The organism is Actinotignum stranguriae, from assembly GCF_051265215.1.
Taxonomy (GTDB): Bacteria; Actinomycetota; Actinomycetes; order Actinomycetales; family Actinomycetaceae; genus Actinotignum; species Actinotignum schaalii_C.
Map to the genome: position 1 here is coordinate 25,874 of NZ_JBOZCJ010000021.1, position 16,561 is coordinate 42,434.

The window sequence follows — 16,561 nt, forward strand, 5'->3', positions numbered from 1 at the left end:
GACAGTTCTGGTGGTTTGAGGGGACAGACTACATTAGTGGGAAGTTGGTTTAGTGGATGAGAACCTTGAGGGCGTTGGTATCCGAGGCGTGCATGAACGCCTCGTAAGCTTCCATAATGTCCTCGAAGGCGAATTCGTGGGTGACGAACTTGTCGGCGGGTAGCTTCTTCGCGGCCACCAACTTGAGCAGCATTTCCAGGGTATTGGTCGAAACCAGACCCATAGAAATATTGATATTGGCGATCCATAGCTTGTCGATCGGCAGGTTAACCGGTTTGCCGTGCACGCCCACATTGGCAACGTGGCCGCCCGGGCGCACGATCTGGAGGCAGGTATCGAAGGTAGCGGGTACGCCCACCGCCTCGATGGCGACGTCGACACCTAAACCATCGGTCAGGGCCATAACCTGCTCCTTCCAATCGGCGGAGCCGTTATTGACCGTGTGGGTGGCGCCGAAATCACGGGCGCGATCCAGGCGCTTATCATCCAGGTCAATGGCGATGACCTTGGCCGGCCCGTACAGGCGCGCCGTCATCACTGCCGCCAACCCCACGGGACCCGAGCCGATCACCGCGACAACATCGCCCGGCTTGACCTTGCCGTTCTGCACCCCAATTTCGAAACCGGTAGGAAGAATATCGGAGAGGAGAATACCCTCCGCATCACTCACACCTTCCGGAATCTTGTACACGGAATTCTCCGCGAAGGGCACGCGCACGTATTCGGCTTGGGTTCCGTCAATCATGTAGCCGAAGATCCAACCGACGCCGGGCATACCTTCGGGATCCATGCAGTGGGCGTACATTCCGGTACGGCAGTAGGAGCAATGCCCGCAGGAGCTCACGCAGGAGAGAATCACCCGGTCGCCGACCTTGAGATTTGTCACGTTCGAGCCAACTTCGGTGATGCGGCCAATTCCCTCGTGGCCCAGAATGCGCCCGGGTTCCACTTCCGGGGTGTCACCCTTGAGGATGTGGAGGTCCGTACCGCAGATCGTGGTTGCTTCCATCTTGACGATGATGTCGGTGGGCTGCTGGATTTGCGGGTCGGGAACTTCTTTCCATTCCTTAATTCCCGGACCTCCGTAGACAAGAGCCTTCATATTTTTCTCCTCATTGAGTAGCTCTGGTGAGTGCGGTGCCGTGACTGGCGCCACGTAACCCAATCTAGCGGGACGAAAGGCCTATGGAAAGGGTGTGCTGCGGTAAGTTGTGTAAGTTTGATCACGCGGGTGCTTTATAAGAATTACGTGAAAATATGCGGAAAAGTCGGTGGTGTGGGGGTTGAAATGGATTGGGGTAGGTGCTGGAGTGGGGTGTGTCAATCAAGGACGTACATCCTGGTCGGCTTGGATTTTGTGGGAATTGCGCGGCGGAGCTGGCGGCGGCGTCGTTCGTGAAATGTGGCGAGGTGGCACTGGACGAAACGTCGCACGGTCGGGACGGCGGGACTTGAACCCGCGACCCCCCGCTCCCAAAGCGGGTGCGCTACCAAACTGCGCCACGTCCCGTACTGGTTGTATGTACGTTGCCGTGCGCCGAAAACTGAAGGCTGCCGGCCGCACCTAAGCAACGTGCCTAGTGTAATAGATTCCGGCCGGCGATGCCCACGCCACAGGAGAGTGCCATCGGAGTGGAAGTCTTGGGGGTGGGATGGTATTCTCTTCGGGTAGCGTTCGCGCAAGCGTTCGTATGCGAGTGTAGTTTAGTGGTAAAACCTCAGCCTTCCAAGCTGATGATGGGAGTTCGATTCTCCTCACTCGCTCCATTTTTCTGCGATAGCCAGGCGAAATATTTCTCACTGCTCAGTGGCGTTTTCTATCGTGTCTTTTATTACCGTGTCTAAATAAGGAAATGGCCCACTTTTACCATAATGTTTTCAATATGTAGGTATTCTTTAATAGTGATTGCACCTATGTCGTTGGGATCATTATGTTGAGAAAATCTGCCGCAGTCGGAGCTGCGCTAATACTTGTAGGTTCTGGGATAGGGGCTGTCACCTCCGCAGTGGCAGCTCCCTCGGCCGCGGGCGAGCTACCGGCCGGTTTTGTGCCTGCCGATGCGGTCGCCGATGTGACCTCGGTCGTGGTGAACGCGACCGGCAATAGCTGCACGGGCCGCACGCTCCGCACCGCCAAGCCGGATGATGGGAAAACCTACCCGGCCCAGGATAGTTACTACACCAATAGTGTGACGTACTGCCTGGATCAGTCTTTCGTTACCGGTGATAACAAAATTTCCTGGAACGCTGCCACGAAAACCCTGTGGTTCAATAATTATGTGCAGGACGCCGCGAACGCCTACAAGCGCGGCGTGTCCGTGGACACGGGCAAGATCGCTTCCGATGTGACGGTCAAGTTCAGCGGTACGAATGTTTTCACCGCGAGCGAGGGCGGCTACACCGCGAACGCCCTCTATTTTGCCGGTAACCAGGACGGCCTGTATAAATACGTCCTCGATTTTGATGGCGACGCCACCTTCGATGCCACAAATACGATCAATAAATATCCGGTCAATGTGGCCGATAGTGATCCGTCCGCTAAGTGGCTGAAGGGCGGCTCTATCGGGCTGGATTCTTCCGGTGCGCCGATCGAAATTATCGGTCAGGGAAAGCTCACCGCCGTGGGTAGGGATATTACCTGCGAAAAGTGCGGGAGCGGAGATAACAATACCGCGATGAGCACCGCGATTCGCAGCACCGCGGATCTTAGCATCGGCGGCAATGTTCAGGTCACGGCACGAGTGACCAACGAAACGGGTTTGGCAACCGGAATTAACGCCTGGAAGAACCTCAATATTGACGGTTCCCAGGGTGCTACGGTGACGGCGGAAGCCACCTCCAACACCTCCACGGCAACGGCGATTATGCAGGCCGGTGGCGGCGGTGTAGATAACACCGGCGACGTTATGAACATCACCAATGCGAAGGTCACGGCGCGGGCAACGGCGCAAGGAAAATCGAGTTACGGCTTGTACAGCAGGGGAAATCTCAATGTTGCTGGAACCGCGTCACTTGATGTCACGTCTTCTTCGCAATCTCAAGGGTACGGGGTATACGGCGAAGGCCAGGTAAAGGCCGACGGCGCAGCCACTCTCACGGTGGCCGCTTCCTCAGCGAATGTTGCTGGCGGAGTTGTGGGTGCCACCGGTGTGACCTTCGCGAGCACCGGTGAGAGCCTCATTAAGATGAACGGGGCCAAGAATGCCCCGGCGATCGTCGCTGCGGGTCAGGGCGCCTGCCGCTTCCTGGGCACGGGGGATGTTACCGCCCAAACCGTTGGTGGCTACGGCGCCTACCTCACCTGCCCGAATACCGAATTTGGGGAGCGTATCGGCGTGACCAAGCCCGGCACTTTTGCCCTGGCCGAATTTGCTGACGGTGCTTTTACGGTCGATGATAACCTCGACCGGAACAAGGCGGCCGGCCCGGCTGGTACCAGCCCCGTGTCCTCCAATACCCGTGCACGCTTCGTGGTCAATCACAAGGGGCAGCGCACCGGAAACTGGACGATTGGCCAGGGGTACGTGGCGCAGATCGGCACCACGGCGCAAACTGATTCCATTACCGGTCAGGTGACCGAACCTGGTTCGGCGCACTATCCGGATGGCACCGTGCGGCAGCATATTTTCACCGCGCCGCAAGCTCAGGTGGGCACGAGCGCGCAGCTGAGCATTTCGGCGGGGGAGCAGACTCTTCCCTTCGCCTGGTGGACGGTATCTGACCTGGCCACGCCAACCGAGCAGCTGAGCGCGGAGGCCCTCGGGCAGAATGCGCAGGAGAACCCGTCCGATAGTGCGCTGAGCTTCGCCATGCCGGCCGAGGATCTTACGTTGACGCCGGTGTACGGCAAGATCATTGTGCCCGCAGCGCCCGTGACCGCCCCGCAGCCCTGTGACGGGAGCGGAAGCGTGGCACCGGCACAGGTGACGCTGCCGGAGAATGAAGGCGTGACGTATGGAACGCCGGAAATCAACGGAAACACGGCAACCGTGATCGCTACGGCGAAACCCGGGTATCTCATTGCGAGTCCGGGTGCCGGGGCGAGCTACACGGTTGATAAGAATCATCGTGAGGCCACCTGGACCCTGGATCTCACCTCAACCGCGTGTGCTGCTACTCCATTGGAAAAGCCGGCGGTGACCCCGATTGCTCCGACGCTGGTTCCGGCAGATAGCTGCGGTACTCCAGCCACGGTCACCATTCCGGACTCCTCCTTTGTGGAGTACACCCGCACGGAGAATAACGGCACCGTGACCGTGACAGCGCAGCTTAAGGATCCGGAGCGTTACACCCTCGCCGCTGGCGCTACGACCGAGTGGAGCTTCGATATTTCCGCCCGCGCGTGTCCCGTGCCTGAGCCGCCGGTGAACCCGGATCCGCCGGTCGATCCTGCCCCGGAGCCCGGAACTCCGGGCGAGCCGAATGACCCGGGGACGCCGGGCACTCCGGAGAAACCAGAAGTGCCGGGTACCCCGGATCCGCAACCGGGTACGCCTGGAACGCCTGGAACGCCCGGTACGCCTGGAACGCCCGGAACGCCCAGCGATCCGAACACGCCGCAGGAGCCTGGAACACCCGGAACGCCGAGTGGGCCCGCTGGCCCGAGCGCTCCAGCTGACCCGAAGCCCGCGCCAGAGCAGAAGGCTCCGACGGTGAAGGTCAAGCGCCCCGCGGCCAAGCTCGCGCATACGGGCGCCGCGGCGGTGCCCGTGATTGCAGGAGCGGCCGCGCTCATCCTGGGCGGTTACGCGCTACGCCGTAAGTACCGCGGCTAAGTGAAATAGCAGGCCAGAAGCTTGATAGCTATCCCCTCGGGAACCTTGATAAAGTATTTGCGCAAAACCTTCACCGGTACCGCCGGGAAGGAAAACGTGGAAATACCGGGGAAACCGAGGGGATAGCGCTGTTTTCGCCCTCGAAACCTACCGTGGCGTATCTCATGAGTGAGCCATTGCGTTGTTGTCGCCGGCAAAAACACCTACGATGATTGACTGTGCGCAGCAGCCCCGTTGGGCACACTAAGGGAAATGTCAGGGGATACGAGATGATCGAACTAGCAGAGGTGGAGAAGATCTACCCGCGCCGCGGAGCGGAATCCGTGGCGGCGCTGCGCGGCATCTCGCTTACTATCCCCACGGGAGAAATCCACGGCATCGTTGGCGAATCGGGGGCGGGTAAATCCACCCTTATTCGCTGCCTCACCGCCCTGGAAAAACCCACCAGCGGCTCCATTCGCATTAACGGCGAAGATCTCAACGCGCTGCCGCCCTCGAAATTACGCGCGGCGCGGCGCACCATCGGAATGGTGTTCCAGGGCGGCAACCTGCTCGAGGCACGTACCGCCGCGGATAATATCGCCTATCCCCTCCAGATCGCCGGGGAAAAATCCGCGAAGATAGCCGAACGAGTGCGCGAGCTGCTGGGCGTCGTCGGCCTTGCTGATCGGGGCGATTCTTATCCTTCCCAGCTATCGGGCGGGCAGCGCCAGCGCGTGGCCATTGCGCGCGCCCTAGCCACCACTCCGTCAGTGCTGCTCTGCGATGAGCCCACCTCCGCACTGGATGCGGATACCACCTTGCAGATCCTGGAACTGCTACGCGAGGTTCGTGATGCCTACGGGGTGACCGTCGTTATTATCACCCACGAAATGGACGTGGTGCGCCGCATCTGCGATTCGGTGACCCTCCTCGAATCGGGTCGGATTACCGCCGGTGGCACCATTGAAAGCGTGCTCGCGGACGTAAGTTCACCCCTCGCGCGGCGCCTCGTACCCGCTCCGGATATTGAAACGACCAATATTTCTGGTTCTGTGATTGACATTGCCTTTACCGCCCGCCCCGGTGAAACCGCCGGATCTCAAGCCCTCAGCCTGGCAGCGCGTCTCGGCTGCGATATTGGCGCGGGTGTTTTTGAATCCATCGGTGAGATTCAGATTGCGCGCCTGGCCCTCGTGGTCGATAACGCGCAGGTTGATACCGTTCTCACCGCGATGAACAACGCCGGAATCACCGCGGAGGTGCGGGCAGCATGACCACTCTTCTCAGTGCAGTTCTCAGCCCGGCTCTCTCCGTGCCGGTAGCATCCGCCGCGGCCGCCCTCCCCAACGAGCGCGGCACCTGGTTCGATGCCCCGGAAATCAAAGACGGCTTGGCCCGCGCTACCTTCGAAACACTGGCTATGGTGGGTATCTCCACCGTTATCGCTTCGGCGCTGGGCCTTGTCCTCGGGATGATCCTCGTGGCAACCGGCCGCGGGGGACTACTTCCCTCTCCGCTCCTCAATAAAACCCTCGGTTTTATTGTCAACGTGGGCCGCGCCATTCCTTTCATCATCTTCGTCTTTATTCTCATCGGCTTTTCGCGTGCAATTGCCGGAACGGGCAGCGCCTGGCAAGGCTTCACCGTTCCGCTCACGATCTCCGCGGCCTTCTACTTCGCGCGCCTGGTGGAATCCAATCTCATGGGCGTCGAGCGCGGCAAAGTGGAAGCCGTCCTCATGATGGGAGCTTCCCGCACCCGCATCATGTTCGGGGTGCTCATGCGCGAAGCGCTGCCCGCACTCGTCCAATCCGTCACGATCCTCGCGGTCACCCTCGTCGGCTACTCGGCGATGGCGGGTGCTGTGGGCGGCGGCGGCCTGGGCGCCATGGCTCAAAACGCCGGGTACTACAATAACCGCCCGGATGTCCTCATGATCGTGGTGGTCGTGCTGGTGCTCCTCGTTATGGTCATCCAGGCGCTGGGTGACATGCTCAGCCGGCTGGTGGATCACCGCTAAGGAACCGCCGGCCGGGTCACGCACCACCGGGAAGTACCCGGACCAGCGCTGTCAACAAAAGGTGTGCAGCGATAAGTCATCACCACCAACATTGTGAAAAATAGAGGAATATTAACCATGAAGAAGCTTTCAAAAATTGCCCTGGTAGCTGCGGTGAGCGCGCTCGCGTTGAGCGGCTGCGGTAGCTCGGATTCGTCCTCCTCCGCCCCCGCGAAGAACGACGACGGCGCGGTGCGCCTCGTGGTCGGCGCCTCGCCGGCCCCGCATAAGCAAATCCTAGAATTCGTCAACGATAACCTCGCCAAGGATGCCGGTTTTACCCTGGATATCCGCGAGTACAACGACTACGTGCAGCCCAATGTGGCGCTCAACGCCGGGGAAATCGACGCGAATTACTTCCAGCACCTGCCCTACCTTGAGAACGAAATCAAGGAAAAGAACTACACCCTGGATCACGGCGCGGGTATTCACATCGAGCCCTACGGCATTTACTCCAAGAAGATCAAGCAGCTCAGCGAGCTCAAGGACAATGCCGTGGTGGGTGTGACCAACGATCCGTCCAACCAGGCCCGGGCCCTCGACCTGCTCCAGAAGAACAACCTCATCAAGCTCAACCCGCAGGTTGCTTCCCCCACCATCTACGACGTGGTGGAGAACCCGAAGAACCTCACCTTCCGCGAAGCTGATGCTCCTTCCGTCCCGAAGATCCTCCCGGACGTGGATATCGCGATTATCAACGGTAACTTCGCCCTGCAAAACGGCTTGGTTCCCTCCAAGGACGCTATCTACACCGAAGATCCGACCGATAACCCCTACGGCAATATCCTCGCCTGGAACTCCAAGGCCACCGGTGAGAAGCTCGAGGGTGTGAAGAAGCTGGATGCCGCGCTGCACAGCCCCGAGGTTGCCAAGTACATCCGTGATACCTGGCCGAACGGCGAGGTCATTCCCGCCTTCTAAGCCTCATTGACCTGAGCCTTATCACCTTGCTCGGCCAGCTGTGCTGGTAAGCGAGTGAGCTATCAGCTGCCCGGTACCTCGGTGCGAGGTACCGGGCAGCTGCGTCGTCGTGCCTGCAAGTAGCACGCGGGTGAGAGTGCGTTCACATATGGCGAGTAGTTTCACGCTAGAACTCCCATCACCTAGGGTGCGTGCCGTAGAATTAGCGGGTATGCCCGCGCCCGGCGCGGCGCAGTAAGGGGACGAATTCGTCCTATCGACAAGGGTTATCACCCCCATTTTTAGACTGGAGAAAAAGTTGGAAAGCTCCTACGAACAGCTCGATCCCACCCAGGTAAAGCTGACCGTCGAGGTTCCTTTTGAGGAATTCAAGCCGGAAATTGACAAGGCCGCGAAGACTATCGGCAACCAGGTGCAGATTCCTGGCTTCCGCCGGGGCCACGTGCCCGCGCGCGTTCTCGAAGCGCAGATTGGCCGCGCCGCGATTGTGGAGCAGGCAATTAACGATTCCCTGGACGGTTACTACCAGGACGTTCTGGAAGAACACGATCTCGTTCCCATGGGCCGTCCCGCGGTGGACGTGACCGGCGTGGCGATGGAGAAGAACTCCACCGATCCGCTCGCCTTCACCGTCACGGTGGATGTGCGCCCGGCCATCGTTCTCCCGGATCCGGCGCAGTACAGCTTCGAAGTGGAAGCCACCAATGCCGATGATGATGCGGTAGAGGAACGCCTCGAGCAACTGCGCGAACGCTTCGCCACCCTCACAACGGTGGAACGCGCTGCCGCCAGCCGTGATTACGTCACCATTAACCTCTTTGCCAGCATTGACGGTGAGGAAGTTGATTCGGTGGAGGGCGTTTCCTACCGCATCGGTGATGACAATATGCTCGATGGCCTGGATGAGGCCGTCAACGGTGCCTCCGCCGGCGATGAGCTCAGCTTCACCTCCACGCTCGTGGGCGGGGAACACGCCGGGCAGCAGGCCGATGTTAAGGTCACGGTGGAGAAGGTGCAGGAATCTGAACTTCCGGAAGCGGATGATGATTTCGCCCAGCTCGCCTCCGAATTTGACACCATTGAGGAACTGCGCGCGGATCTGGCGGAGAAGGCCGCCACGGATGCCGCCCAGGTCCAGGTCATGGCTGCCCGTAATCTTCTGCTTGATAAGCTCCGTGAGGATGTCGCGGTGCCGCTGCCCAAGCGCGTGATCGACGCTGAAGTGGAACGCCATCTCGAATCCGAAAACCGCGCCACCGACGATGACCACGCCAAGGAAATCCGCGGGGAAATCCGCGATTCTCTGCGTGACCAGATCATCCTGGACGAACTGGCCAAGAAGTTCGGTGTGGATACCACCCAGGATGAACTCTTCAACTTCCTGGTTCAGCAGGCTCAGTCTTACGGCATGGACCCCAACCAGTTCATTTCCGCGGCCGCCCAGACCGGCCAGCTCGGGGCTTTCAGCGGTGAACTGCGCCGCGGCAAGGCTCTCATTTCGGCGCTGCGCCTGGCCAAGGTTGTGGACACTAACGGTAATGAAGTGGATGTCATCAAGGTCGTTGGTGAAAAGCCGGAAGAAGAACTGACCCCGGACTTCTCCGCCGCTCCGTCCCGCCCCGTGTGGGACGGCCCGGTGGATGAGGACAGTGCGGCTGGCTCCAGCACGGTGGAGGGCGACGACGCCGCGCCCGCGGAGGAAACACCCGCCGCAGATGCGCCGGCTGGCGATGCGGACGCTTTCGACCCGGCCGCCAAGAAGGTGGACGAAGTGGTGGAATACGCCCAGGGCGCGGATGCCGCTGAAGTGGCCCGCGTGCTCGAAGCGGAGAAGGCCGGCAAGGCCCGCAAGACCCTCGTGAAGAAGCTCGAGGAGCTCCTCGGCTAATTCGGGGATTTTATTAGCTGCTCGCTAGTGTGGCGGGCGTGTGGGGTGGGAGGCTCAGCCTCCCACCCCACACGCGTATTCGCGCAGCGCAGCTGCGCCGTCGTCGTACCACCACGGCGCATACGGTGCGCCGCACCGTGCCACCATGCCCCGCCGCACAGCCGCACCGTAGTACCTGCCGCACCGTAGTAACGTCGCAATGTGATATTCAATCGGGGCTCCTTAAATTAAGGGGATGTTTACGGCTCATTAAGGCGAATTCAATAGTTTGAGCAATGGAAACGCGTGTTTCCGAGTCGGGCCAATCCGCGCCCCGACTAGCTCAAAGCGAAGGATATTCATGCGACACGTGCGTCGAGCAGTAGCGGCTCTAGCTGCCGCTACGCTAGTGCCGGTCGGGGTGGCATTTACCGTGCCAGCCGTAGCCGACCCAGTACTCCCGGGAGTCGATTCTCCGGCTCTCGCCTCTACGAATGAGAATCCCGTCGTCGTTGACGGAGTGACTCAGCCCATGGATCCGCGTCCCGGTTTCCGGGTGCTGCCCTATCTGCAGCGCCCCGGTGCCCACGAGATGACGATTAACTGGTTTACGGAACTGGGCCATAATGCCGTTCTCACCATCACCGGGCCGGGCCTGCCCGCCGAAGGGCGTACCTATACGGTGGCCGGCGTGCAGAACCCGGTCAATGATTACCAGGACTACGAACTCAAGCAGGGCACCCTCAGCCGCGGGAAGGCGCTATCGGTACCTCAGGGCGCCTGGATTCGCGCCGATCATCCCTACAAGTACAGCCAGCGCGTGGAAGAGCTCCAGCCAAGCTCCACCTACGCCTACACGGTCACGGTGGACGGCTACGCGCATTCCGCCACGCTCCGTACCCTCCCCGATGGAAAGGCTGGGATCACCGATCCGCTCCACATCATTGCCTTCTCTGATACCGAAACTGATCCCATCGGGCGCGTGACCTACCGCGAATGGGAACAGACCCTCAACCTGGCCGAGGGCTCCGAAGAACGCCCGGGGAAGGACTCGGCCTGGGATAAGAAATTCGGTGGCGCCACCCGTAACGGCAAGTACGCCGTCAATTACATGCTCACCGAGGATAAGGCGCAGGAAATCAATAACGCCGCCATTGCCGCCGCTAAACCGGACCTGGTGCTGCTGCCCGGCGATATCGCCGAACGCGCCTCCTCCCAAAGCCACTGGGATGAATGGTTCCGCTACTTCGCCGGTGATAAAGGCCAGCTCCTCGATTCGATTCCGGTTATCACCTCGCTGGGCAACCACGAAGTGTACGGCTACGGCAGCCCGGATGATCGCACCGCGGTAGCGCGGGCGCGCGCCGCCTACAACCAGGTTTTTGATACCAACGGCTCGGATAACGCGAATGCTCGCGATGCCTACCACCGCACCGATATGGGGCCGGTAACCATTATCAGCCTCGATTCGACTAACGGCACCGATCAGACACCGGATAAGATGCCCGAAGAAGCCAAGATCGAAGGCAATGACGAAGGCATTACCGCCGCTCAGCTCGGGACTGATACCCAGGGCGTTTTCCCGTACGAGGAATACGCCCGGGACTTCCCCAAGTCGGTGGCGGCCGGCTGGTGGGGCCCGGATGCGGCCCCCGATTCGGTGGACCAGCCCAGCTTTATGCCCGGTTCGGATCAGTACCGCTGGCTCGAGGAACAGCTGGCTGATGCTCGCGCCAAGGGCCAGATCATCATCGTGCAGTACCACCACGTGGCCTACTCCAACGGCGTGCACGGCACCCCGATGGGGCACAAGTTCCACGACAGCCAGCCGGGTGTGCCCATGCGCCACCTCCAGCCGCTTTTCGAAAAGTACAATGTCGCCTCCGTATTCTCCGGCCATGACGAAATGTTCCAGGCCTCCTACGTGGACGAAGCGGGCGACGGCGTGGGCGTCTACCACTGGGACGTTGGCGTAGCTTCCGACGGCCTGCGCGGCGAAAAAATGGTCAAGACGGGGGAGGGCGGTGCCTTCGAACCGCTGCGTTTCAACTCCCACTCCGTGTGGATGGCGCAGGCCAACGAACCGGAAATGTGGAAGACCAACGAGGCGGGCGTGAAGAAGCTCATCTCCGGTGGAAAGCACTACGGACACCTGGATATCAAGATTCAGCCCTACGCCGGTCCGGCCCTCGATTCCGGAGCGAAACCGGCCGCGGAAATGGTTATGACCCCGATCTCACTCTTCCCGGTCCTCGATGACACTTACGAGGTGGAAAAGGTGGAACGCCGCGAGCTGCTCTCCGGGCAGTTCACCGTGTACCTGGATGCGGAAGGTAATCCGCTGGCTGGCACCCCGCAGGATGGCACCGGCGAGACGGAAGAGAAGACACCGCTCTCGAACTTCTCCCTCGGCGTCATTCCTGATACCCAGTTCTACTCGCGCTACGCCACCGCGGAAACCGGTAACCAATTCGGTGCCATGTACGGCAGCGAACCTTTCTCCGCCCAGACCTCCTGGATTGCGCAGAACGCTGAGAAATACGGCATTAAGATGTCCATGCACCTGGGCGATATCGTCGACCAGTACAACCGTCCCCAGCAGTGGGAAATCGCCGATAAGGCGATGAAGATTCTGGAAGACGCGGGGCACCCGTACTCGATTCTTGCCGGTAATCACGACGTCGGGGCCGATGCTTCGGATACCGACCCGGTCGGCTACGGCACCTATAAGGAATGGTTCAGCGGTGAGCGTGCCGCCAAGAATTCCACCTTCGTGGAACGTGATCCGTCCGGGGCGCACGAATACCACATTCTCAAGGTGAACGGTCAAGATTTCCTGGTTATGAACCTGTCCTGGCAGGCTCAGGATGATGCCTTGCAGTGGGCCTCCGATGTGCTCGATAAGCACCCGAATACCCCCACGATCGTCAATTCCCACCAGCTCATTAACGTGGAGGGCGACGGCGTGACGCCGCTGGCCACCGAGTTCGGTGAAAAGGTATGGAACAAGGTCATCCGTAATCACGACCAGGTGTTCCTCACCTTCAACGGCCACCATCACGGCGCGACCACCTGGACGCGCACGAACGACGCCGGCCATCCCGTTTACCAGGTCCTCATGGACTACCAGATGGCCTACATGGGTGGAAACGGCTACATGGGCATGGTGGAATTCGACCTGCCGGGTAACAAGATTTACCAGACGTCCTTCTCGCCCTGGGTAATGACGAAGGCTAAAGACACCCTTGTTCCCGACGACCAGGCCATTCTCAACGGCCCGGGCCAAACCTTTGAGCTCGACTTCAACTTCGCGGAACGTTTCCCGAACCTCGTTATTGCTGATACGAAGGCTTCTTTGACGACGCCGCAGCTGCGCGAGTGGCTTGCTACCTACGATGCGCCGACCCAGGTTACCCCCACCGCCCCGACCGGTGCGGAGGACTACCCGAAGGTGGACAGCACCGTGTCCCACTGGAAGATGCCGGTGGATAAGGCTGAAGGCACCCCGGTTGCCGTGGGTGAAGCCATCGTGGACGCCGTGGGTGGGGATAACTTCACCCGGGCTCCGCTGGACCAGCCCGGTTCCAAGGGAGCCGAAGAAGGCGACGTCGTATGGACCCGTGACCACCACCCGCTCTCGGCCAATGCCGGCGCGGTGTGCTTCGCTAATGGTGGACGTGATAACGCGCGGTGGAATAACTTCGTGACCGCCGCTGATGCCGCCGTCAATAATGAGACTTTCGAGAACGGTTTCACCTTCGAGACCTTCATCAAGATCTCCCCGAAGTTCGATAACAAGAACAACGCCTGGATGGCCTGGCTCTCCCGCGATGGTCAGCGCCAGAACATCGCTGGCTACAACAACACCGAGGGCGAAGAACCGCCCTTCGCGTGGGCAATGTCCAATTTGGCTGAAATCCAGTTCTCCTTCGTGGATTCCCAGAAGCCCACCCCGGCCGAATCTTCGGCGTGGTCGGGTGAAATTGTGGCGCGCGATCAGTGGCTCCACCTCGCGGTGGTCAACGATCCGGAAACCAAGATGACCACGATGTACGTGGATGGGGTGCCGGTGCTGCGTAATTCGCCGGGTACCGTGGGCGTGGGCACCCAGGGCCTGCCGTGGGTCCTCGGCGCGGGCTCCTACGCCGGTGTGCGTGAATCCGGATTCCAGGGCTGCATCGGTGAAGTCCGCCTCGTGGGCGAACCGCTTGATTCGAGCAAGTGGCTGACCGCGCGCGCCGGGGAAACCCAGGGCGGCGAGCAACCCGGTGGCGAAGAACCGGGTACCGAGCCGAGCAAGCCGGGCACGGAGCCTACGGAACCGGGCGATAAGCCCAGTGAAGAACCGAGCAAGCCGGCGGCGCCGCAGGGTAACCTGCTCTTCAGCTCCACCGCCCTGGCGGGTGGTAATGCCGACCGTGTCACCAGCTACGGACGCGCTGGTGAAACCATCTTCGTGGGCGATTGGGACGGCGACGGCGTGGACACCCCCGGGGTGCGCCGCGGCAACACCTTCCTGCTGACCAATGCGGCCACCGGTAATGCCCAGCTGCAATTCTCCTTCGGCCGCGCGGATGACGAGATTGTTATCGGCGACTGGAACGGGGATGGTAAGGACACCATCGGGGTGCGGCGCGGTAACACGGTGTACGTGCGCGATGACCTGGCGGGTGGCAACCACACGGCAGCGATCGCCTTCGGGCGCCACGGTGACCAGCTCGTGGCCGGTGATTGGGATGGTAATGGGCGCGATGAACTCGCGGTGCGGCGTGGGAACATTGTCTTCGCCCAGGGTTCCTTCGCTGACACCCAGGCAAAGTCCACCTCCTCCTACGGCCGCCCCGGTGACGTCTTCCTCGCCGGTGATTGGAACGGTGACGGCGTGGATGGCATTGGCGTGGTCCGCGGTAACGTCTGGCACTTGCGTGAGAACGTGGGCGAAGGCGTCGCGGTGGCCAGCTTCGGCTTCGGCCGCGCCGGCGATATCTTCCTCGCGGGTGACTGGAACGGTGCGGGTGCTGACCGCCCCGCCGTCAACCGCTAGCAGTTCGCTACCGGAGGCTAGTAGCTAGCCACCTCCCCAGCGGGAGGGCAGCGAGAATCACCTCGCCGCCCTCCCGCTCTTTTTCTCAGTGGCGGCGCCGTGATGGCGCCATGACGGGGCACTGGCGCGTGGCACCGTGGTGGCGTGCCGCCACACTGGCGCGCGGCGTGATGGCGCCGTCGTGCTCCGTGGCACCGTGACGGCGCCAACCATGCGCCATCAGCGAAAAAGTCTCGAGCCAGGATGATCACGGCGGCCCGCGGGCGTTAAAGTCGCATACGAGTATGGAATCTCCGCGTGGGGGTTCCGAGGAAGGAAAACCGTGACCACATCACCTCGCATGGAAGGCCGGGATAATAACCAGCCTTCAGCATTCGGCGATGCTGTTTACCAGCGCCTCCTCAAGGAACGCATCATTTGGCTCGGCTCGGAGGTTCGCGATGATAATGCGAATCAGATTTGCGCCCAGATGATGCTCCTTGCCGCGGAGGATCCGGAGAGCGATATTTACCTATACATTAATTCTCCGGGTGGCTCGGTCACCGCGGGTATGGCCATTTTTGACACCATGCAGTATGTGCAACCGGATGTTGTGACGGTGGCTATGGGTATGGCGGCCTCGATGGGCCAATTCTTGCTCTCAGCTGGTACCAAGGGTAAGCGTTATATCACCCCGCACACCCGCGTTCTTATGCACCAGCCTTCGGGCGGCGCCGGCGGGGTAGCCGCTGATATCCGTATCAACGCCAATCTCATCTTGCAGATGAAGGAAGAACTTGCCGGACTTAACGCCAAGCACACCGGCAAATCACTGGAACAGATCCTGGAGGATTCCGAACGGGATCACTGGTTCACCGCGCAGGAAGCATTGGAATACGGCTTCGTGGATCACATTATTTCCAATTCGCAGGTCATGCTCAAGAAGCCGAATAGCGATAATAACGACGGCGCACTCGAAGCTAGCCACGCGGGGGAGGAGCTCTCATGACGATGAATTTCCGAGCCGCGGGTAACCTGCCCGCCATGATGGCTGCCGGTCGCGTTCCCACCGCTGGTTTCGGCCACGGTAGCGCGGGTCTCATGCCTTCCAACCGCTACGTCCTTCCCGATTTCGAAGAGCGCACCCCCTACGGCTACAAGCGCTCCAACCCCTACACCAAGCTTTTCGAGGATCGCATTATTTTCCTCGGGGTGCAGGTGGATGACGCTTCGGCCGATGATGTGATGGCCCAGTTGCTCGTCCTCGAATCGATGGATCCGAACTCCCCGGTGACCATGTACATCAACTCCCCGGGTGGTTCCTTTACCGCGCTCACCGCTATTTACGACACCATGCAGTACATCAAGCCGCAGATTCAGACCGTGTGCCTGGGGCAGGCGGCCTCCGCGGCGGCGGTGCTGCTGGCTGCCGGCTCTCCGGGCCGGCGCCTGGCGCTTCCCAATGCTCGGGTGCTCATCCACCAGCCCGCCATGGAGGGCATGCAGGGCCAAGCCACCGATATTTCTATCGTGGCCGATGAGCTCGATCGCATGACGGAATGGTTGGTCAACACCCTGGCGCACCACAGCGGGAAATCTCCCGATCAGGTACGGGCAGATATCCAGCGCGATAAGATCCTCACCGCCCAGCAGGCCAAGGAATACGGCCTGGTGGACAACGTGCTCGAATCGCGTAAAAATGCGGATACCGTGACCAACGGTTAATAGAATTCGCGCGCTTGTGCTCCAGGCTGTAGCTCTGGGCAGTAGCGCGTATTATGGGCGGGTAGGGGCCAGGTGCTCCTGCCCGCCCGCCTGCATGGGGCGGCGGGGCACGGCGCGGGAGCTGCGTCGTCGTAGGCCTATAGGACACTTGGTGTTGGTTTTATCCGGACTTTTCGGCTTGCTAGCGGGCTAAAGTCGGGTTCAAACTC

Annotated in this window: 9 protein-coding genes and 2 tRNA genes; 9 read left to right on the forward strand and 2 right to left on the reverse strand. The window is 60.6% G+C overall.

All coding sequences use genetic code 11. The features are described 5' to 3' along the window. Window positions 1–49: 49 nt before the first annotated feature. Entirely contained in the window at window positions 50–1,102 is a 1,053-nt protein-coding gene (locus ACRQEG_RS07500; RefSeq protein WP_016442422.1) for a zinc-dependent alcohol dehydrogenase family protein, read from the reverse strand. A gap of 334 nt (window positions 1,103–1,436) precedes the next feature. After that, window positions 1,437–1,510 (reverse strand) — tRNA-Pro (locus tag ACRQEG_RS07505). 183 nt (window positions 1,511–1,693) lie between these two features. Here ACRQEG_RS07505 and ACRQEG_RS07510 point away from each other — a divergent pair. From ACRQEG_RS07510 to ACRQEG_RS07550, 9 genes are all read left to right on the forward strand, one after another. Further along, window positions 1,694–1,767 (forward strand) — tRNA-Gly (locus tag ACRQEG_RS07510). Window positions 1,768–2,006: 239 nt separating this feature from the next. After that, complete coding sequence (locus tag ACRQEG_RS07515; RefSeq protein ID WP_051106968.1) at window positions 2,007–4,775, forward strand: hypothetical protein; 2,769 nt, start codon at window positions 2,007–2,009, stop codon at window positions 4,773–4,775. A gap of 269 nt (window positions 4,776–5,044) precedes the next feature. Next, a complete protein-coding gene (locus tag ACRQEG_RS07520) occupies window positions 5,045–6,031 on the forward strand; it encodes a methionine ABC transporter ATP-binding protein (RefSeq protein ID WP_016442424.1) in 987 nt (328 codons plus the stop codon). Further along, complete coding sequence (locus ACRQEG_RS07525) at window positions 6,028–6,777, forward strand: methionine ABC transporter permease (protein WP_016442425.1); 750 nt, start codon at window positions 6,028–6,030, stop codon at window positions 6,775–6,777. Before ACRQEG_RS07520 ends, ACRQEG_RS07525 begins: the two co-directional genes overlap by 4 nt. Window positions 6,778–6,894: 117 nt before the next feature. Continuing rightward, window positions 6,895–7,737 carry a MetQ/NlpA family ABC transporter substrate-binding protein gene (locus tag ACRQEG_RS07530; RefSeq protein WP_016442426.1) on the forward strand — a complete coding sequence of 281 codons (843 nt, stop codon included), beginning with the start codon at window positions 6,895–6,897 and terminating at the stop codon, window positions 7,735–7,737. Window positions 7,738–8,035: 298 nt separating this feature from the next. Next, the gene (gene tig, locus ACRQEG_RS07535; protein ID WP_394532747.1) at window positions 8,036–9,625 is read left to right on the forward strand and encodes a trigger factor; all 1,590 of its coding nucleotides are present in this window, start codon (window positions 8,036–8,038) and stop codon (window positions 9,623–9,625) included. 340 nt (window positions 9,626–9,965) lie between these two features. Beyond that, on the forward strand, window positions 9,966–14,648 hold the full coding sequence (locus ACRQEG_RS07540; RefSeq protein ID WP_435733836.1) for a metallophosphoesterase: 4,683 nt from the start codon (window positions 9,966–9,968) through the stop codon (window positions 14,646–14,648). Window positions 14,649–14,988: 340 nt separating this feature from the next. Beyond that, complete coding sequence (locus ACRQEG_RS07545) at window positions 14,989–15,636, forward strand: ClpP family protease (protein WP_039898292.1); 648 nt, start codon at window positions 14,989–14,991, stop codon at window positions 15,634–15,636. A gap of 38 nt (window positions 15,637–15,674) precedes the next feature. Beyond that, window positions 15,675–16,352, forward strand: coding sequence for an ATP-dependent Clp protease proteolytic subunit (locus tag ACRQEG_RS07550; protein ID WP_435730812.1), 678 nt, complete (start codon window positions 15,675–15,677; stop codon window positions 16,350–16,352). Window positions 16,353–16,561: the final 209 nt, after the last annotated feature.